The sequence below is a fragment of the Paraburkholderia nodosa genome, from assembly GCF_001718195.1.
GTDB classification, from domain to species: Bacteria; Pseudomonadota; Gammaproteobacteria; order Burkholderiales; family Burkholderiaceae; genus Paraburkholderia; species Paraburkholderia nodosa_A.
In genome coordinates this window covers 312247-331173 of record NZ_MCNV01000004.1, presented here as the reverse complement: position 1 = coordinate 331173, position 18927 = coordinate 312247, and the positions used below count along the sequence as shown (strand labels likewise).

Below are 18927 nucleotides of genomic sequence, written 5' to 3'. Positions count from 1 at the left end.
TTTCAGCCCGCGCGCACCGGCCCACGCACAGGCGCTTCGCTTCGTTTATCCCCCTCCTTCGCCGCGGCGACGATTTTTGGCCTCGAACCGCCCTATTCATGATCGAAAACAACGGCCGATAAGCAGCGGACAGCGGGACAACCCAATCAAAAAACGACGGAGACCACGAGTGCACACCGAAACATCGACCCGACCCAACCAGCAGGGAGAAGCCGCTCTCCCGCCCGGAAAACTGCTCGTTTCCACCACCGACACGCGCGGCGTGATCACCTACTGTAACGACGCATTTATCGAAGCCAGCGGCCTTTCCCGCGAAGCCCTGATCGGGCAGCCTCATAACGTCGTGCGCCACCCCGAGATGCCCGCCGAGGTGTATCGCGACATGTGGGCCACGCTGAAAAAGCGTGAACCGTGGGTCGGCGTGCTGAAGAACCGCTTCAGCCATGGACGGCATTGCTGGGTGCAGACCGGCGTCACGCCCATCGTCGAAGGGCAGCACGTCGTCGCGTACCGGGCCGTCCACACCGCCGCTTCGCGCGATCAGATTCGCGCGGCCGAGGCGCTGTATGCGACTTTGCTCGCGGAGCAAAGAGCTGGCCGGCAGGCGCACCATCTGCAGGCAGGCGCAATCGTGCGCAAGGACATGGCGGGCCGGCTTGCGCGCTTCGTGCATCCCACCATGAAGACGCAGACCTACCTGCTCACGAGCGGTCTCGCGGCGGCCGGCATGGTCGCGGGCGTCCTGATCGACGGCGGCGCTGCGATCACCCCCGTACGCACGGCGATCGGCCTCGCCGCATGCGTGGCGTTCGGCGTGCTGGCCGAATATCGCATGCGCTTCATGTTCATCTATCCGCTGCGCCGGCTGCTGGGCGCGGCCACGCGGCTCGCCATGGGCGATCTCACACAGAAGGTCGAGAACACGTGGAAGCCCACCGGCGTGGTCGGCAAGCTCGAACAGTCGGTCAACCAGGTCAGCCTGAACATGCGCGCCATCGTCGGCGACGCGCGCGACCAGATGGCGAGAATGAGCGCCGCCACGGCGACGGTGTCCGAAGGCAGCCAGACGCTCTCGGCGCGAGCCGAATCGCAGGCGGCGAGCCTCGAGCAGTCGGCGGCCTCGATGCAGCATATTGCGGCCAACGTGCGGCAGACCGCCGATGCGGCGCGTCAGGCCGCCACCAGTGCGGGCCAGGCGCGCGCAATTACCGAAGACAGCGGCCGCGCCGTGGAAGCCATGACGGTGACGATGCAGGGCATTACAGAGGCCTCCCGCAAGATCGGCGAGATCATTCAGGTAATCGAAGGAATTTCCTTCCAGACCAATATTCTCGCGCTCAACGCGGCCGTGGAAGCGGCGCGCGCGGGCGAGCACGGACGCGGTTTCGCCGTGGTGGCGAGCGAGGTGCGCAATCTCGCCGGCCGCGCGGCGATGGCCGCCAAGGAAATCGCGGGTCTGATCGTCGACTCGACGCAGAAGGTTCAGGAAGGCTGCCAGCTCACCGAAACCGCCCGGGGAAAAATGCAGCAGGCGGTTCAGGCCGTGCGCGACGTGAACGTGCTGATCGACGAAATCAATACCGCGAGCGGCGAACAAAGCGCCCGCATCGCCGAGATCAATCAGGCTCTGGATCATATCGAAGCGCTCACGCAACAAGACAGCGCACTCGTGAATCATTTTTCGATTTCGGCGCATACGCTGGGCAGGAATGCGCAGACCGTGATCGAAACGGTGGGTGCGTTCAGGATTTGACTAGCCGAACGGCACTAAAGCGGAGGCGCTGCCTCCGCTCTCACACCAAATAAAAAAACGGCGCGGCAGTGCAATTCGCACCGCCGCGCCGATCAGTCCAGCGCTGTTGCTAAATCCAGCTCAGTGTGCCGCGCTCACCTGCGTAGCCGGTTCCGAATGACGCGCACGCTGCGAAAGCAGGATCGCAAGCGCCGCGAGCACCGCCGGTACGGCGAGCATGGCGAGAATCGCAGCGAATTCCCAGCCGAGACCCAGCAGCGCACCGCCGATGGCCGAGCCGAAGATGCTGCCAAAGCGGCCCATGCCCAACATCCAGCTCACACCCGTTGCACGCGCAACCGTCGGATAACGGCCCGGTGCGTAGGCGTTCAGGCCCGTTTGCGCACCGCTCATGCAGAAGCCCGCGGCAAACACCAGCAGCGCGAGCGACGAGGAAAGCGCCCCCACACCGGCCAGCGCCAGCACGCAGATGCCGCCGCCGACATACGCCGCGCTGATCACGCGCGCCGGGCGCACCTTGTCCATGATCCAGCCCACCAGCACGGCGCCGATCGTGCCGCCGATCTGGAACATGGCCGTGACGTTCGCCGCCACCGTGATGGAGAGGCCCGCGTCCTTGATCAGCGTGGGCAGCCAGCCGGTCAGCAGATAGATGACGAGCAGACCCATGAAATACGTGACCCACAGCGCGATGGTCATCACGCCATAGCCTTCCGAGAACAGCACGCCGATCGGCTTGCGCGTGGGCAGCGGCGGCTCCGTCGAAACGAAGTTCTCGTCGCCTGCGAAGTTCGCGCCGGTCACGCGGTTCAGCGTCGCGGCAATGCGCTTGCTCGTGGCGCCCCGCACGGCGAGCAGACGCGCCGATTCCGGCAGCAGCCAGGCCTGCAGCGGCACGAGTGCGAGCGGAATGGCGCCGCCGAAAATCAGCACCGCGCGCCAGCCGTGGTTCGGCACGAGCCAGCCAGCTGCGAAGCCGATCAACGCCGAGCCGAGGTTGAAGCCCGTGAACATGATCGTGATGAGCAGCGCGCGGCGGCGTTGCGGCGAGTACTCCGAGAGCAGCGTCGTGGAGTTCGGCATGGCCGCGCCAAGACCGATGCCGGTCAGCACGCGCAGCGCCGCCATCGAAACCGGCGACTGCGTGAACGCCGTGAGGATCGTGAACACGCCGAAGAGGAACACGGAGGTGATCAGCACCCACTTGCGGCCAACGCGGTCAGAAGCCGGGCCGGCGGCCAGCGCGCCGATCACGAGGCCGATGGGCGCCGCGCTCATGACGAGACCGAACTCGGGACGCGAAATGCCCCACTCGTGAATGATGGAGGGCGCGACGAAGCCCATGATGGCCACGTCCATGCCATCGGCGGTCACCGCGAGGAAGCACAGCGCCACCAGTAGCCACTGATAGGCCGAAATGTGGCGTTCGTCGATGAACGCCTTGATATCGATTATTTTGCTGCCAGGCATTTCTAGTCTCCTGTCCGTTCTGTGGTCTGCCGCTCGCTCGTGCCCGAGTCGAATATCTACGAACTGCTATCCGTCGGGGGCACGATAGATGGCCAACCCCGCGTCTAAAAGTACGGGTTAACCACATATTGGATACGTCCTTGCCCGTCCGCATGGGCGATTCCCGCACGCTCGCACCCGCGATACCGCCCGGGAAGCCGCGCCGCGTAAAGGCCGTGCGCATTCGGCCCGCGCTTTGCCCGACGCGGGCCGGGGCTGGAATCGAATCCAGCGTGATAAACAAAATCGATGTTCTCCGAAAGGATTCGCAAACGCGCTGGACGATCGTGCGGAATTCAGTTGCCGCTACATCGCCGGGGGCCGCTTCCCTACGCGCCGCTTTTCGAGGCGGCGGCGCCGTTCGAGCCGCTGCCCATGCCCCGCATGTGCCATGCGATTCAGTTATCGCTTCCAAAACAAAACCAGCCCCGAAGGGCTGGCCGGTTCAACGTCGAATCAAACGAGTGTGCCGGAAATTCACCCGTTAAGGCGCGGCAACACCCTGCGTAGTCGGCGTGTACGTCGCATAGAAGCTCGAGCCTGTCCAGGTATGCGTCGGCTGGTTGTACAGCGGTGCGCCCTGCGTCCAGTTCGCACCGAGGTGCCAGTCGCCGGTGCCCGTGAACTGCGCGACGGCCGGGTACGGATAAACCGGGCGGCTGGCCGTCACGTTGTTCGACGAATCGGTCTGGTACGTCATGACCGTATTCGGCGCCGTGCCCTGCTCGGCCCACGCCGTGATCTGCGAGACGAGGTCGATGTTCGGGAAGCCTTCGCCGCCGCCGCAGTGGGCCACGCCGGGCACGAGGTACAGGCGCGCGAAATCGCTCACGTTCGAAGCGCCCATCGTGTTCTGCATCGCTTCGTAGTACTGGATCGTGAAGAGCGGCGAAATGTGTTGATCCGCCCAGCCGTGCCACAGGATCAGCTTGCCGCCCGCCTTCTTGAACGCCGATAGATCGGGGTTCGTCGCGTCCATCAGCGGATGGTTGACCTGCAGGTAGGTCGGGTAGAAGTTCGCATCCGTGTAGCCGAAGGTGTCGATGGTCGGCATGGTGGGCGAGCCCGTGAAGATCAGGTTATAAGCACCCGTCACGATCATGTAGCTGAACAGGCTCTTCACCGATACCGGCGTGGCCGTCGAATTCGTCGTGGGCACTTCCACGCCGACCCAGTTCTCCTCCGAGCCCATCTGCGGGGAGCCGGCCAGCATGCGCTCACCCGTTGTCGCGTCGACCGGTCCGCCATAGATCTTGCTCGCGGTGGCGACTTCGGCTGCGGTCAGACAGTTGCTCGTGTTCGTCGCGCCCTGCGCACACTGGATCGATGCGGGATCGAAATTGCAGGTGCGCGGATCGGCGATCAGACCATCGGGCACACCCGCCTGGCCGCCGCATGCCGCGATGACTGCCTTGTGCAGCACGAGCGCCTTGTCGGCGTACAGAACGGCGTTGCCGGTGCTGTCGCCGGTCGTGCTTTGCGACTCCACGCTCCAGCCGTGATACAGCGAGTTCTGGATCTGGAAGTGCGCAGCCGGCGCGCCCGCAATGATGCCGTTATAGTCGTTCGGATAGCGTTGGGCGGCCATCAGCGCTTCGCGGCCGCCGTCCGAGCAGCCGATGAAGTACGCGTACTTCTGCGTCTGGCCGTAGTACGCCTTGATGAGCTTCTCCGCCGTGAGCGTCGTGATGTGCTGCCCGCGATAGGCGAAATCGGCCTGTTTTTGCGGGTCCGTAGTCCACGTCGTGTCGTTGCCCGAGTGGCCCATGTCGGTCGCCGCCGTCACGAAGCCGCCTTCCTGCACGAGCGGGCACGTGTAGCTGAAGCTGAACGACGACTGCTGGGTCGGGTCGCTCAGGTTGCCGCACAGGCCTCCACAGCCCAGCGCCGCAAAGCGCTGCGTCCACGTGCTCACCGGCAGTGCCACTTCGAACGTATTCGAAGGCGCGAGCGTGCCCTTTACGGTACAGAAGTTGACAGAAGCACCGTTGATGGTCGCCGTGGTCACGCTAGCCGAAGTAATCGCGCTGCCCGCGCCGCCAATATCGGTGATATCGACCGACGCAAGCTTCGAGCAATCCACCACGGGCGCCACGACTGCAAGCGGCGCTTTCGATGCATCGGCGCTACTGCTGCCACTACCGCCACTGCCGCACGCGGCCACGAGCGTGGCCGCCGCGAAGAGCGCGAACAGCGAGAGCAGCGAGGCGGCACGAGCGCGCACGCTCGTGAAAAGCCATCGGGTATGCAGGTTTCTCATGCTTGCCTCCTGGTGTCGTACGTCCTGTTTTTTTTCTGATTCACTTTCACGCCTCCGATTCTGTTTTTTCTGATTAGTAAGCCTAATTACTTTGGATACGTAGACCATGCGACATGAAATGTCCAATCCAATCGCGTTATTGCCCCTTCTATATTGCCCCTTCTATTTCCCTTATTGCCGTCTTGCTCGTGCCCTGCTACGGCCCGTACGCCGCGCTGCCGGCCGGCTCCATGCCGAACGCCCGCTTGGTCGCCTCGGCGCGCGCCGAACCGAGGAACGCGAGGAAATCCGCTGCCGCCTGCCGCTGCTGCGACACCGCACAGATCGCCGCGGAAAAGACCGTGACGAGTTGCGCCCCGGCCGGGAGCGGCCCGATCACTTCCACGCCCGGCACATCCTTTAGCTCGCTCAATTGCTGAAAGCCGATCTCGACCTCACCGGCCGCGATCAGGCTCGCCACCGGCACGCCCGGCCGCGCCATCACGAGGCGCGGCCTGAGCGTTTCGGCCACGCCCCAGCGCTCGACCAGCCGCAACAGATGGTCGCCGCTAGGCCCCGTCGAATAGCCGATGCGCGCCGCGCGCAGCATCGTCTCGCGCAGTGCGTCCTCGGTGCCGATATCCGGGTGCGCCGCGCCGGCGGCGACGGCCGCCGCCATGCCGGAGCGCACGACGTCCATGCGCGCACCGACGAGGTGCCCGCCCGCCGCCAGGCGGTCGATCGCCGCCGAGGCCAGCACGGCGAAATCGAATGCCGCGCCGGCCTGCACGCGGCGCGCGGCTTCCACGCCGCCTATCGCCGCAACGGTCAGCCGCTGCCCCGTTTCACGCTCGTATTGCTCGGCGAGGTCCGCGAGCAGGAGACGCGTCGCCATCGACCCAACCCCCGCCAGTGCGGCGTTGCTTTTCACATCGTCCTTTGTCATTGACTTCCGTTTCAGTCCAGAGTGAGCGAGGCCGCCTTGTCTTGCGCTTCGCTGGTGTCGCATGGACTGCGAGCCGCTACGCGCGCGCTCACAACCCCTTTGCCTTGAGCCGCGCGTCGAGGCGCGGATACACGCGGCGCGCGTTGCCTTCGTAAATCTTGTAGCGATCCGCGGCATCGACATGCGCGGCTTCGATATAGCGCTTCGTGTCGTCGTAGTTGTGGCCCGTTTCCGGGTCGATGCCGCGCACCGCACCGATCATTTCGCTCGCGAACAGAATGTTGTCCACGGGAATCACGCGCGTGAGCAAGTCGATGCCGGGTTGGTGATAGACGCAGGTGTCGAAGAACACGTTATTCAGCAGATGCTCGCTGAACGGCGGTTTCTTCAGCTCCTGCGCGAGACCGCGGAAGCGTCCCCAGTGATAGGGCACCGCGCCGCCGCCGTGCGGAATCACGAAACGCAGCGTGGGGAAATCGCGGAACAGGTCCGACGTCAGGCACTGCACGAACGCAGTCGTGTCCGCGTTCAGGTAGTGCGCGCCCGTGGTGTGGAAGCACGCGTTGCAGCTCGTGCTTACGTGGATCATCGCGGGAATGTCGTATTCGACGAGCTTCTCGTAGATCGGGTACCAGTGGCGATCGGAAAGCGGCGGGCTCGTCCAGTGGCCGCCCGAGGGATCGGGGTTCAGGTTGACCGCTACATTGCCGTACTGCTCCACGCACTTGACGAGTTCCGGCACGCACGTGGCGGGATCGACACCCGGGCTTTGCGGCAGCATCGCGGCCGGCACGAAATGCTCCGGAAAAAGCTCGCTCACGCGGTGGCACAGCTCATTGCAGATCGCGGCCCAGGTGCTCGACACCTCGAAGTCGCCAATGTGATGGGCCATGAAACTCGCGCGCGGGCTGAAAATCGTCAGATCGAGACCGCGCTCGCGCATCAGCTTGAGCTGATTGAGTTCGATCGATTCGCGCAATTCGTCGTCGCTGATCTTCAGCTCCGATACCTTCGGCATCCCGGACGGATGGGCGATGCCCGCTATCTGGCGTTTGCGCCACGCCTCCAGCGCTGCGGGCGCCGTAGTGTAGTGGCCGTGAATGTCGATGATCATTGGGACCTCTGCTGCTGATTCGAAGCGTGGCGCTACGGTACGAATTGGCCCCACCGCGCTAGTAGCCAGGGCTATTACCTAGACTGCGCAAATAATACCGCTGGCGCCAATAAGCGAGTGCGGGAGCCGACGGCGGAAAATACCGGCAACCATGGACGCCGTGGGGTTTGCGCCGCGCCGCCTCGCCCGGATGAGGCGGCGCACCGCCCTGCCGCGCCGGCCAAATGCCGATAAATTAAATTGATGGCTCGATAAACATCTGGTAAGCGATCGATGGAATTCGAAGGGTCCCTGGGGGCGGCCGGTGCGCTGCGGCGAATTCGCTCATAATCGTCAGTTCCTCGGCCTGCCAGCGTACGGATGAACCACCATGCATATCGACCGATTCGAAATTCGCGTTCCCGAAGAGGCACTCGACGACCTGCGCCGGCGTTTGCGCGCCACGCGCTGGGCCAACGCCACGCCCTCGCCGGCGTGGCAACAAGGGGCCGACACTGCGTGGCTGCGCGAGCTCGTCGCGTATTGGGCAGACGAATACGACTGGCGCGGCGCCGAACGCGCGCTGAACCAGTTGCCGCAGTTCATGGCCGAAGTAGGCGGTGCGGGTGGCGCAGGTGGCCAGCGCGTGCACTTCGTGCATCGGCGCGGCGCGGGCCCGAAGCCCTATCCGCTCGTCATCACGCACGGCTGGCCGGGGTCGTTCGTCGAATTCCATGCGCTGCTCGACCGGCTCTGCGACCCCGCCGCATTCGGCGCGGACCCGGCCGAAGCGTTCGACGTCGTCGTCCCGTCGCTGCCGGGCTTTGCCTTTTCACCCGCGCCGGAAGCGCCCGGCACCTCCGCGTTCCAGATCGCAGACGTGTGGGCCGCGCTGATGCGCGGTCTCGGCTACGAGCGTTTCGGTGCGCAGGGCGGCGACCTCGGCGCGGGCGTGTCCATTGCGCTCGCCGCGCGGCACAGCCAGGCCGTCGAGGGCATCCACCTGAACTTCCTGCCCAGCTCCTACGAACCGGCAATCGACGCCGCGCAAGCCCCGCTCACCCCGGCGGAACAGGCCTATCTGCGCGAAAAGACCGACTGGGCGGCGCTGGAGGGCGGCTACGCGCATATGCACAGCACGAAGCCGCAGACGGCGGCAGCGGCGCTCAACGACTCTCCCGCGGGACTGGCCGCGTGGATCGGCGAGAAGTTTCGCGCATGGAGCGACTGCGACGGTGACATCGAGCGCCGGTTCTCGAAGGACAGCTTGCTCACGGATCTTTCACTGTACTGGTTCACCGGCAGCATCGGCACATCCATGCAGATGTACTGGGAGAACCGTCTTCAGCCGTTTCGCTTCGCGGCCGGGCAACGCGTGGCGCCGCCCGTCGCCTTCGCGCGCTTTCCCAAGGAGATCAATCATCCGCCGCGGTCGTGGCTCGGGCGCGTGTTCGATGTCGCGCAATGGACCGACATGCCGCGCGGCGGCCATTTCGCCGCCATGGAAGAGCCCGATCTTCTCGCGGCCGACATTCGCCGCTTCTTTAAACGGTTTCGGGAATGAAGGTCACTGCGCGGCGTTGTCGCCGAACGGATGCGCGGGGGCATCCGTCGCGCGCCACGCGTAACGCCTGAGCAGCGCGGCGTAGCCTTCGATCACGAATCCGCCGCATTTGTGCCGATAGTCGTCGCGCCGCATGCGATAGGCGCGCGCCAGTTGAAACCACGGCAAGCGCGGCAGATCGTGGTGCACGAGATGGTAGTTGTTGTTCAGATACAGAAAGCGCATGACGAGCCCGGCCTCGTTGATGGCGATGCGCGCCTTCGGATGCGACACCGCACGATGCTCGTACAGCGAGCGGACCATCGCGAGCCCGAGCGCGGGCCAGGTGACGGCGGCGAGATACCACCACCACGGCACGCCCGCGTAACGCTGCACCCACGCGAGCAGCACCACGACGGCCGCGCAGTGCGCGAGCCACATCGGCACGTCTCGCCAGTCACCGCTTCGCAGCGCTTTCGCCGCGCCGGCGAGCATGGCGGCCACGCTCATGGGCGGCCCGATCACCACCCGGCCCACGAAACTCTTGCGTGCGTGCCACAGCACGCGATGCCAGCGCGGCAGGCGGGCCCACTGCTCGTGCTGCACGTAGTTCGTTTCGGGGTCGATGCCGGGCACGGTCAACGCTTCGTCGCGATGATGCGCCATATGGCTCTCGCGGTAGACCGCATAGGGAAACCAGACGGCGAGCGGCGGCCAGCCCAGCGCCATGTTCAGCCATGCGAACCGGGTGGGATGACCGTGCAGCAGTTCGTGCTGGAGCGACATGTGCCATGCGCACAGCACGATGAGGCATGGCGTGGCGGCCACGAGCGTGAGCAGACCTGAGCGCACGAAGGCCAGCACCGCAAACCAGCCGCCGTAGATCACGGCAATCAGTAGCCACGTGGGCCATTCCGTGCGGGCCGTGAACCCGGTGGCGAGCGCGGCGACTTCCCGCGCGTGGTCTGCGTCGAAATATTCGGCCATGTTCGCCAGTTCCCGCGATGAAGGATGGTGCCGCTCCATACGGAGAGCAAAGCAACGCAGGTCCTCACCATACCGAACGCGCGGCGCCTCACCAACCAACGAATTGCCATTTGCTTATCTCACCGCGCTGCGCGACGCGCCACCTGCGTGCGGCGTAGAATGCGCCCATGACCCGCTGGATCGCCTCCCTGCCGATGTACAACGTGACGCCGCAACATGCGGCGGCGTGGCGCTCGCTGTTGAGCGACAGTCTGGGCATCGTGGCGCGCTCGTTCGACATAGGCGACGTCACGATCGAGAACACGCCGGAGGGCGAACTCATGCCGCACTGGCGCCGCGAGGACTTGCTGCTCTCGCAGACCTGCGGGTTTCCGTACCGCGTGCTCGGACTCACCAACGAAGTCCGCCTGATCGCGACCCCGATATTCGACGCACCCGGTTGCGAAGGCCCGCGCTATCGAAGCGTGCTTGCCGTTTCATCCCAGGCGTGGGAACGCGGCGCGAAAACGCTCGAAGCGTGCCGCGGCTTGTGCGCCGCATGCAACAGCGCGGATTCGCATAGCGGCATGAACGCGTTGCGCCACGCGGTCGCGCCGCTCGCCCGCGAGGGCCGCTTCTTCGCCTCGGTGCTCTGGACAGGCTCGCACGCGGCCACGTTAGATGCGCTGGCAAGCGGCGCCGCCGACGTGGGCGCGATCGACTGCGTCACGTTCGCATTGCTGCACGATTCGCATCCCGAACGGTTCGACGGCGTGCAAACCATCGGCATGACAGCCTCAGCCCCAGGCCTTCCGCTTATCGCCTCACGTGCGCTCGGCGAGGATCAGACGCAGGCGCTGCGAGACGCGCTAGATGCCGCTCATGCAGCCGACGCCGAGCGCGCACGCACGTTGCGCCTGCGCGGATTCGCGCGACTCAGGGGAGAGACGTACGCCGAGATCGAAGCAATCGCGAATGCCGCCGCGCAGCGGGGCTATCCCGAGCTTCGTTGAATGCCTCACGCGATGCGCGCAACAAATGCCGCGCAGCGGTCCTCCGGTTGAGTCAAACGGTCGTGCCGCAGACATAACCGGCTCTCCCCGACACTCGCCCCATAAGCCGAGCCGAACGAAGCCAACCCGGGGATGCGTGCCTCCAGCAACGCGCGGTCTTCGGCCCAGTGCGCACACTGCCCGCACAGTGGGCGCTTCCCGGATTGCGCCGCGCCATTCAAGTTCATTTTCCGAGCGCAAGCCAGTACGGCGCGAACAGGTGCGCCGAAAGCAGATACCCGAGCACCACATTCACGGCCACACCGACCGTGAACGCGACGAGCGGCCTGATGCCCGTTGACGAAAGCGCGGCGAAGCGTGTCGTGAGGCCGATGCTGAGAAAGCAGAACGTGAACGCCCACGTGCGCAACGCGACAATCGGCGCGACGAAGCCTGGCGTTACGGCGCCGCGGTATTCGGCCAGCGTGTAGTGCGAAGCGACCCACGTGACAAACGCCGAAGCAATCACGAACCCGACCACGAACTTGGGAAACCGCGTCCAGATTTCGCGGGCGCGCGTCGTGGTCTGCACTTCGTCACCGGCCTCGCGGTCCCAGCGCGTGGTCGCCACGATCGCCAGCACGAAGGCCCAGATGCCGATCCAGATGTCGCGGCCCACCACCTTCATCAACACGAATGCTTGCAGCGATGCATCGGGCGCACCCGCCACTGCGCCGCTCGCGTGTCGCGCAAAGTCCCCGTAGGCCTGGGCGGCAGCAATGCCCGCCGCGTCCGCGAACTCCGAAGTGCCGATCCACGCCCCAGCCACACCGGTCGGCAGGCCGAACGCACGCGAAAGCGCCGGTAGCGCGAACACCATCACGATCGCCCACACCACGACCAGCGTGATCGCAACCGAAGCCTGCTCGCGCCGCGCGCGCACCGCGCCCGCAATCGCGATCGCGGCCGAAACGCCGCACACCGCACCGCCCACGCCGAGCACTGCGGCGAAGCGTTGGTCGATCTTTAGCGCCCGCGCCGTGCCATAGATCACGAAAAACGTGACGAGCGAAACGATGGTAGCCTGCCCCACGGCAACCGGCCCCGCCCACACAATCAACGTGAGCGGCAGCGTCGCGCCGAGCAGCACGATCCCGACCTTGATGTAGAACTCCACGCGCAGCGCCGGCGCAAGCCAGGCGGGCACAGTGAAAATATTCGACACGATGAGCCCGAGCGCCAGTGCGATGAGCGGCGGCTCAAGGTTGTAGCGCGCGGCCTGCGCCCAGGCGCCGACGATGAAGATGGCCGCCGACACCACGAAGAGGACGAAGAATCCCCGAATGAATTGCGCGACCGGCAAGCCGAGCGCCGCAATGGCCACCGAGAACACGGCCGCAAACCCCACGAAAAGCGCGACATAGGCTCCCGCATGCGCGGCGAGGTTGCGAGCGAGCTCGTCAAAGTCGTTCCAGCGCCCGGGCGCCACGGCAAGGCTCTTGATACTGCCGCCCGAAGCAAACAGCCCATACGCGATCGCAATCACGAACAGCCCGATTGCAACCGCCCACCAGTCTTCCGTCCCGAACGGCCTGCGTTGCGCGGTGACGGTCTCACCCGCGCGCTTGCCACTCTCATCCGCAAGAGTCGTATGGCTCATAGTTAGTTTTCCCCTGTTCAAACCTCGATTGCGGCAATCGCCATGTCGCCGTTAAACAGGCGCTACACATCCCGAAGCACGCGCCCCGCACTCAGTATGGAATGCGCATGTTCGAAACGAAAATGACTTATTCCTCTTTGCTTATGCTGCAATTGCAGCTTCTTCGCGTTCATCCGCATAATCCTCGCTATCGATGTCGTAGCCCGAGGGCTCCCACCGGATCGCGAGCAGCACGAGCAGCGAAGCGAGCGGCGCGATGGCGATCACCCAGAAGACCTTCGTGCCGAGCGCCGCGGCGAGCACGGGAAACAGGAATAGCGACACCGTGGAAGCGGAGCGCACGAGCGTCTGATTGAAACCCACGCCAATGCCGCGCAGCGAGGTCGGATAACTGAGCGATGCATAGGTCATGCAATGCGAACCGGGGCCGAAGCCCTGCCCGAACAGATAGCCGCCCAGCAGCAGAATGGCGACCACAACGAAAAAGGCGCTGCCCGGATGGCCGATCAGCGCAAGACCGATGAGCGAGACGAACTGCAGCGTGTGACCGAGCACGGTCATTTTCCACGCGCCGACGGTGGGCGCGGTACGCACGCCGATCAACCCGCCAACGAAAGCGAACAACAGGTTCAGCGTGAGCGAAGCAACGATGGTCGTGAGCGGACCCTGCTGGAAAAAGCTCGCGATAATCACGGGCAGGCCGAAAATGATCGCGTTGTAACCGAAAGAAGACGCCGCGCCGATCGTTGCGGCAAGAATCGTGCGGCGACGATACGTGGCGTTGAAAAGCACGCCGTAGTTGCGCCATGAAGCGGCACGCGGCGCTCGCGTGGGCGCTTCGCCGCGCTCGACCACGGCATCCACGCCATACGAGCGCTTGAGAATGCGCGCCGCGCCTTCCAGATCGCCCTGATTCGCGGCCCACACGGGCGACTCGCTGATATAGCGGCTACGCACGGCAATGATGACGAGCGCCGGCACCGCGCCGAACGCGAGCGTGATACGCCAGAGCCAGCCGAGCTGATGCTCGGGCAGGATCGCATAGAGGCCGAGAATGAGCAGATAGCAGGTGCTCGTGGCCGCGTACCACGCGGGGCACCACGCCGCCACGCTGGCCGCCTTGTTGCCCTTGCCCGCCACGCGCGAGAACTCGGCGAGAAACGCCATGGCGACCGGCAGATCGAGCCCCACCCCGAAGCCCATGAGAAAGCGTGCGCCGCCCAGCACCCAGGCGTTGGGCGCGAGCCCGGCCGCGATTGCGGCCACCACGAAGAACAGCATGTCGGCCATGAATACGCGGTAGCGCCCGATGCGGTCCGTGAGATAGCCGCCGAAACGAAGCCGACTTGCACTGGCGATAGCGAGAATTCGCGCGCGATATCCTTGATGCCATAGGCGAGCGAGGTGAGATCGTAGGCATCGAGAAACACACCGCCCAGTGCGATCGCGATCACGATACGCGCGTTGCTGCCCTGCGCTGCGCCGGCGTTGACGATACGGGAGACGTCCTGAGCGGAGCGGATCACGGCATGTTGCGGGGCTTGCGCTTGCCCGGTGGCTTCGACGAGTTCCGAAGCGGGAACGGCGAGAGTGGACATGGAACGAGACTCGCGTGAGGAATGGAATCGCTGCATCCTAGCCACGTCGCTGCGTGCCGCAAAACGACGAATATAGCTAAGCAATCCTCCCAAAATTGGTTGTCCGCTTGCCGCGCGCTCTCTAGCATCGCCCTATCCACAACTCTTCGAATAATGGATTCTATGAAGAAAAGAACCTTGCTGGGCGCGATGCTGGCTTCGCTCGCGCTGGGCGTAAGTATTGGGGGCGCGACGCTCGCGCACGCGGCAGACCAGACGTTGCGCGTTGGCATCATGTCGGGTGAAGACGAGGACGTATGGCGCGTGGTGGCCGCCAACGCCGCGAAGCGCGGCCTCACGATCAAGGTGACCACGTTCTCCGAATACACGCAGCCCAACGAAGCGCTTTCCAGCCACGACCTCGACGCCAATTCGTTCCAGCACAAGCCGTATCTGGACGCGCAGATCAAGGCGCGCGGCTACAAGATCGTGCCGGTCGGCTTTACCTACGTGCAGCCTATCGGGCTGTATTCGCGCAAGGTGAAGTCAGTGGCAGACCTGCCGCAGGGCGCGACCATTGGCGTGCCGAACGATCCGAGCAACGAAGGCCGCTCGCTGCTGCTGCTCCAGGCACAGGGACTCATTACGTTGCGCGAGGACGTCGGCCTGCTGCCGACCGCACGCGACATCGCGAAGAACCCGAAGAATATCCATATCAAGGAACTTGATTCGGGTATCGTCGGGCGCGCGATTGGCGATCTGGATGCGGCCGTTGTCAATACAGACTGGGCCGTCAAATCCGGCATCAAGATTCCGCAGGAGCGGATTGCTCAGGAGAAGGTGACTGGCAATCCTTATCGCAACTTCATTGCCGTGAATGAGAAGGACGCTAACGCGGGTTGGGTGCGTGCGCTTGTGGAGAGCTATCAGCAGCCTAATGTGGCGTCGGAGATTATTGCTGTGTATCACGGGGCTACGTTGCCTGCCTGGCAGGGGGCGCCGCAGCAGTAAGGGAGTGGGTGGGGTTTGCCGCGGGGCGCCGTGATGCTTTTTATTCGCGGCTCCCCGGCGCTTTGGCCTCTCCCATTAAATCCCATTCAAACCACTTCAGTCCCCCACCGATACCCCGCCCCAGCATGCCGCTGCGGCAAGGTAGCCTCCCCCCCAAACAACTTCTCCCGCAACGTCCCCGGCGCATACGCCGTCTTATACCGCCCACGCGCCTGCAACTCCGGCACGACGAGATCCACGAAATCCTCGTAGCTCTCGGGCACGACAGTGCGGCTCAGGTTGAACCCATCCACATCCGCCTCGTCAATCCACGCCTGCAGTTCATCCGCCACCTGCGAAGCGCTGCCGACAATCGCCGGATAGCGCCCACCCAGCTCGAACATCTCCAGCAGCTTGCGCCGCGTCCAGCCGTGTTGCTTCGCCGTCCGCGTGGCGGATTCGATCGCATTGCCCGGCGCATAATCCACGGGCGCGTCCAGATCGTATTGCGAATAATCGACACCCGTGCTCGACGCGAAATGCGCCAACCCCGCTTCACGGCTCGCATATTGCCGGTAGTCGGCATACTTCTCGCGCGCTTCGCGCTCAGTGGAGCCCGGCACCACCGCCACGCCGACGAAGACCTTCACATCGTCGGGCCGGCGCCCCGCTTGCACCAATTGTTCGCGCAACGCGCGCACTGTCTCGCGCGCGGCGGCGCGGCTTGGCGGCGAAATGAACACGCATTCCGCGTGACGCGCCGCAAAGCGCTGCCCGCGCCCCGAACTGCCCGCCTGGAACAGCACCGGCGTGCGCTGCGGCGAAGGTTCCGCCAGGTGATAACCGTCCACGCGGTAGTAACGTCCCGCATGCTCCACGCGATGCAGCTTCGCGGGATCGGCGAAAACACGCGCGGCCTTGTCGCGCCGCACGGCGTCCGCTTCCCAGCTGCCCTCCCAGAGTTTGTAGAGGACTTCCAGGTATTCGTCCGCCCGGTCGTAGCGCTCGTCGTGCGGCAGTTGCTGCTCGAGTCCCATGGCGCGCGCCGCGCTGTCCAGATAGCCCGTCACGATGTTCCAGCCGATGCGGCCCTGCGTGAGGTGATCGAGCGTCGAAAAGCGCCGCGCCAGCAAATAAGGCTGCTCGTATGTGAGGTTCACCGTCACGCCAAAGCCGAGATGCTCGGTCACGGCGGCCATGGCCGGCACGACGAGCGTGGGGTCGTTCACCGGCAACTGGATCGACTCGCGCAGCGTCACGTCCACGTTGCGCTGATAGACGTCGTAGACACCCACGATATCGGCGAGAAAAAGCCCGTCGAAGAGCCCGCGCTCCAGCGTACGCGCGAGATTCGTCCAGTACGCGAGCGTGCGGTAGTCGGTCGAGCGGTCGCGCGGGTGCGTCCACAGCCCGTGATTGATGTGTCCCACGCAATTCATGTTGAACGCGTTGAGCAAAATGGGTTTGTTCGTTTTCGCCATCGTAAGGCTCGCTCCTGCGGCATCGAAGGTCCAAACGCCCATTGGAACAGCCTGCGTCCCGATCCCCTACCAGTTAATTCGCAATTGCATATCAGCTTTGCGGATGTGGGCGCGGCCTACGCTTTCACGGCGTCCTGCGCTTCTATCTGCGCTTCGGCCTGCGGTTCCCGCTTGAGCGCGAAAAGCGAAGCGGCAACGATCAGCATGCCGCCGATCCACGCGGCCAAAGTAAGCCGCTCGCCAAGCCACACGCATGCAAAGAGCGCGCCGAAGACCGGCTCGCTGCCCATGAGCAACGCCACGCGCGTGGGGCTGCTGCGGCTCACGGCGTAGTTCTGCACAAAGAAGGCGAACAGCGTGCAGCCCGCCACGAGATAGATCACGCTGCCCCAGAACACGCCGTGCCCCTGCCAGGGCGGCAACGGCCGCCACTGTTCGGGCGCAACAGTCAACGCGAGCGCGGCGCAGCCGATCGAAACGACGGCGGACTGGACCGCCGTCACCGTGAGCGGCGGCACGGCACCCGACTTCATCACGCGCTTGACCGCGCAGGTCGTCAATGCGCGCAGCAGCGCGGCCAGCACGACCAGCAGATCGCCGGGGCTCGCCGCCACATGGCCGCCCGTCAGGAGCAGCGCGCCAAACAGCGACACGCCAGCCGCCGCCCATTCCACCGGCCGCGGCGCGCGCTTGAGCCACGCCCACTCCACGAGCGGCGTGAGGACCACGCACAGGCTGATGAGAAACGCGGCGTTCGAGGCGTTCGTGAGCGACACGCCAAACGTCTCGGCCAGAAAGATGCCGAGCAGCAGGAGTCCTGCGCCGATCACGCCGATCTGCTCGCGCCACGTCACATGACGCAGACCGCGTAACGCGGGCGACAGCAGCACGAAGGTGATGCCAAAGCGCAGCGCGAGCAGACCCAGCACCGGATAGACAAGCAGCGCATCTTTCACCACGCCATAGCTCGTGCCCCAGATAAGCGCGACAGCAACAAGCAATAGATCGACGGTGCGGGACGAACGGGTCAGGGCATTCATGGGGAACGAGCGTGCAGATTGGCCGGGAACGGGCACATTGTCCGGCAATGACTCCCCGGCGATAATCCACTTCGACGGAACATCATTTATGCTCTGGATGCACAGATGACTTAACCCTGACTGCCATGAATCCCGCTGACCTCCTGCCCCTGCTCCCCGATCTGGCCACCTTCGCCCGCGTGGTCGACGCCGGTAATTTCTCGGTCGCGGCCCGCCAGCTCGGCAGCACGCCTTCCACGGTGAGCCGCCAGATGCAGCGGCTCGAACGCGCGCTCGGCACGCGCCTGCTGGAGCGCTCCACGCGCAGCCTGCGGCTCACGGAATCCGGCGCCGAAGTCTACCGTCACTGTACGGACATGGTCGAAGCCGCCGCCAGCGCGGCGCAAGCCGCCAGCCGCCTCACCGACCGCCCGCATGGCCGCGTCAGCATCAGCGCGCCGATTTCGTTTGCGCAAAGCGTCATTCATCCGCTGATTTCCGGCTTCCTGCGCGCGTATGAGGAGGTCGCGGTGCAGCTCATCTTTACCGACCGCGACGTCGATCCGGTACGAGACAGCGTCGACATCGTGATTCGCCCGACGCCCACACCGCCGCCGGGGCTCGCGGCGCGCCGGCTCGGCACGCTGCAGTGGATGCCGTGCGCTTCCATCGGCTATCTGCGCGCGCACGGCACGCCGAAGCACCCGAAGGACCTCGCCCGCCACGACTGCCTCTATCTCGGCGAAACGCCCGACGACAACCGCTGGACCTTCCGGCGCGGCACACAGACGCATACCGTCGAGGTGAAGGGCCGCTATATCGCCAACGACGTGGGCGCGCGGCGCGATGCGGCACTCGCGGACTGGGGCATTGCGAGCCTGCCCGAATTCGCCGCGGCGGATGCTCTGCGCGACGGTCTGCTCGTTCGTGTGCTACCTGAGTGGTCGCTGGAGCCGCGCGCTTACAGCGGACCGGTGTGGATGCTCTATCCGCCCAACCGGTTTTTACCGCCGAAGGTGCGCGTGTTGATCGACTGGCTCGCGCAGCACATGCCCGGTTGACCGGCGGCCCGCGCGCCGCCGCCCGTGAGACGATCGGGCATGAACTTGAGCAGCGCCGACATTCACCCGCGTGTGTGGACCTCCTAGACTGGGTCATG

At 64.9% G+C, this 18927-nt stretch carries 13 protein-coding genes and 1 pseudogene; 5 read left to right on the top strand and 9 right to left on the bottom strand.

Features of this window, described 5'->3' with window-relative positions; all coding sequences use genetic code 11:
* The first annotated feature begins 169 nt into the window (after positions 1 to 169).
* Positions 170 to 1753, top strand: a complete 1584-nt coding sequence (locus BFD71_RS10760) for a methyl-accepting chemotaxis protein (RefSeq protein WP_069263320.1) — start codon at positions 170 to 172, stop codon at positions 1751 to 1753.
* A 120-nt stretch (positions 1754 to 1873) separates the two neighbouring features.
* Here BFD71_RS10760 and BFD71_RS10755 read toward each other — a convergent pair whose 3' ends face one another.
* The 4 genes from BFD71_RS10755 to BFD71_RS10740 form a co-directional block, all read right to left on the bottom strand.
* Positions 1874 to 3223, bottom strand: coding sequence for an MFS transporter (locus BFD71_RS10755; protein WP_069263317.1), 1350 nt, complete (start codon positions 3221 to 3223; stop codon positions 1874 to 1876).
* Between the two features lie 523 nt (positions 3224 to 3746).
* Positions 3747 to 5522, bottom strand: a complete 1776-nt coding sequence (locus BFD71_RS10750) for a tannase/feruloyl esterase family alpha/beta hydrolase (RefSeq protein ID WP_069263311.1) — start codon at positions 5520 to 5522, stop codon at positions 3747 to 3749.
* Positions 5523 to 5718: 196 nt separating this feature from the next.
* Complete coding sequence (locus BFD71_RS10745) at positions 5719 to 6447, bottom strand: substrate-binding domain-containing protein (RefSeq protein ID WP_069263310.1); 729 nt, start codon at positions 6445 to 6447, stop codon at positions 5719 to 5721.
* Positions 6448 to 6535: 88 nt separating this feature from the next.
* Complete coding sequence (locus tag BFD71_RS10740) at positions 6536 to 7561, bottom strand: amidohydrolase family protein (RefSeq protein WP_069263309.1); 1026 nt, start codon at positions 7559 to 7561, stop codon at positions 6536 to 6538.
* Positions 7562 to 7931: 370 nt separating this feature from the next.
* On the opposite strand from BFD71_RS10740, the gene BFD71_RS10735 reads away from it, so the two are divergent.
* The gene (locus BFD71_RS10735) at positions 7932 to 9104 is read left to right on the top strand and encodes an epoxide hydrolase family protein (RefSeq protein ID WP_069263308.1); all 1173 of its coding nucleotides are present in this window, start codon (positions 7932 to 7934) and stop codon (positions 9102 to 9104) included.
* A gap of 3 nt (positions 9105 to 9107) precedes the next feature.
* On the opposite strand, the gene BFD71_RS10730 is transcribed toward BFD71_RS10735, so the two are convergent.
* Positions 9108 to 10109, bottom strand: a complete 1002-nt coding sequence (locus BFD71_RS10730; RefSeq protein WP_083245175.1) for a fatty acid desaturase — start codon at positions 10107 to 10109, stop codon at positions 9108 to 9110.
* Positions 10110 to 10237: 128 nt separating this feature from the next.
* Here BFD71_RS10730 and BFD71_RS10725 point away from each other — a divergent pair, with 128 nt between their 5' ends.
* Positions 10238 to 11062 (top strand): phosphate/phosphite/phosphonate ABC transporter substrate-binding protein, encoded by an 825-nt coding sequence (locus BFD71_RS10725; RefSeq protein WP_069263305.1) that lies wholly within the window; start codon positions 10238 to 10240, stop codon positions 11060 to 11062.
* Positions 11063 to 11285: 223 nt separating this feature from the next.
* Here the strand turns inward: BFD71_RS10725 and BFD71_RS10720 are convergent, their stop codons facing one another.
* Positions 11286 to 12701: a YeiH family protein gene (locus tag BFD71_RS10720; protein WP_069263303.1), complete on the bottom strand. Its 1416-nt coding sequence runs from the start codon at positions 12699 to 12701 to the stop codon at positions 11286 to 11288.
* Between the two features lie 141 nt (positions 12702 to 12842).
* Positions 12843 to 14299 (bottom strand): annotated as a pseudogene (locus BFD71_RS10715) (MFS transporter).
* Between the two features lie 189 nt (positions 14300 to 14488).
* Here BFD71_RS10715 and BFD71_RS10710 point away from each other — a divergent pair.
* Complete coding sequence (locus BFD71_RS10710) at positions 14489 to 15289, top strand: MetQ/NlpA family lipoprotein (RefSeq protein WP_254318700.1); 801 nt, start codon at positions 14489 to 14491, stop codon at positions 15287 to 15289.
* A gap of 86 nt (positions 15290 to 15375) precedes the next feature.
* Here the strand turns inward: BFD71_RS10710 and BFD71_RS10705 are convergent, their stop codons facing one another.
* On the bottom strand, positions 15376 to 16749 hold the full coding sequence (locus tag BFD71_RS10705; protein WP_069263300.1) for an LLM class flavin-dependent oxidoreductase: 1374 nt from the start codon (positions 16747 to 16749) through the stop codon (positions 15376 to 15378).
* A gap of 116 nt (positions 16750 to 16865) precedes the next feature.
* On the bottom strand, positions 16866 to 17789 hold the full coding sequence (locus BFD71_RS10700) for a DMT family transporter (protein WP_069263299.1): 924 nt from the start codon (positions 17787 to 17789) through the stop codon (positions 16866 to 16868).
* A 125-nt stretch (positions 17790 to 17914) separates the two neighbouring features.
* On the opposite strand from BFD71_RS10700, the gene BFD71_RS10695 reads away from it, so the two are divergent.
* Positions 17915 to 18829: a LysR family transcriptional regulator gene (locus BFD71_RS10695; protein WP_069263296.1), complete on the top strand. Its 915-nt coding sequence runs from the start codon at positions 17915 to 17917 to the stop codon at positions 18827 to 18829.
* Positions 18830 to 18927 lie beyond the last annotated feature (98 nt).

Bases quoted from the DNA above. Each gene is read 5' to 3' on its own strand.
- BFD71_RS10745 (WP_069263310.1), bottom strand. From the start codon at position 6,447: ATGACAAAGGACGATGTGAAAAGCAACGCCGCACTGGCGGGGGTTGGG.
- BFD71_RS10725 (WP_069263305.1), top strand. From the start codon at position 10,238: ATGACCCGCTGGATCGCCTCCCTGCCGATGTACAACGTGACGCCGCAA.
- BFD71_RS10705 (WP_069263300.1), bottom strand. From the start codon at position 16,749: ATGGCGAAAACGAACAAACCCATTTTGCTCAACGCGTTCAACATGAAT.
- BFD71_RS10695 (WP_069263296.1), top strand. From the start codon at position 17,915: ATGAATCCCGCTGACCTCCTGCCCCTGCTCCCCGATCTGGCCACCTTC.
- BFD71_RS10755 (WP_069263317.1), bottom strand. From the start codon at position 3,223: ATGCCTGGCAGCAAAATAATCGATATCAAGGCGTTCATCGACGAACGC.
- BFD71_RS10735 (WP_069263308.1), top strand. From the start codon at position 7,932: ATGCATATCGACCGATTCGAAATTCGCGTTCCCGAAGAGGCACTCGAC.
- BFD71_RS10700 (WP_069263299.1), bottom strand. From the start codon at position 17,789: ATGAATGCCCTGACCCGTTCGTCCCGCACCGTCGATCTATTGCTTGTT.
- BFD71_RS10730 (WP_083245175.1), bottom strand. From the start codon at position 10,109: ATGGAGCGGCACCATCCTTCATCGCGGGAACTGGCGAACATGGCCGAA.
- BFD71_RS10750 (WP_069263311.1), bottom strand. From the start codon at position 5,522: ATGAGAAACCTGCATACCCGATGGCTTTTCACGAGCGTGCGCGCTCGT.
- BFD71_RS10740 (WP_069263309.1), bottom strand. From the start codon at position 7,561: ATGATCATCGACATTCACGGCCACTACACTACGGCGCCCGCAGCGCTG.
- BFD71_RS10710 (WP_254318700.1), top strand. From the start codon at position 14,489: ATGCTGGCTTCGCTCGCGCTGGGCGTAAGTATTGGGGGCGCGACGCTC.
- BFD71_RS10720 (WP_069263303.1), bottom strand. From the start codon at position 12,701: ATGAGCCATACGACTCTTGCGGATGAGAGTGGCAAGCGCGCGGGTGAG.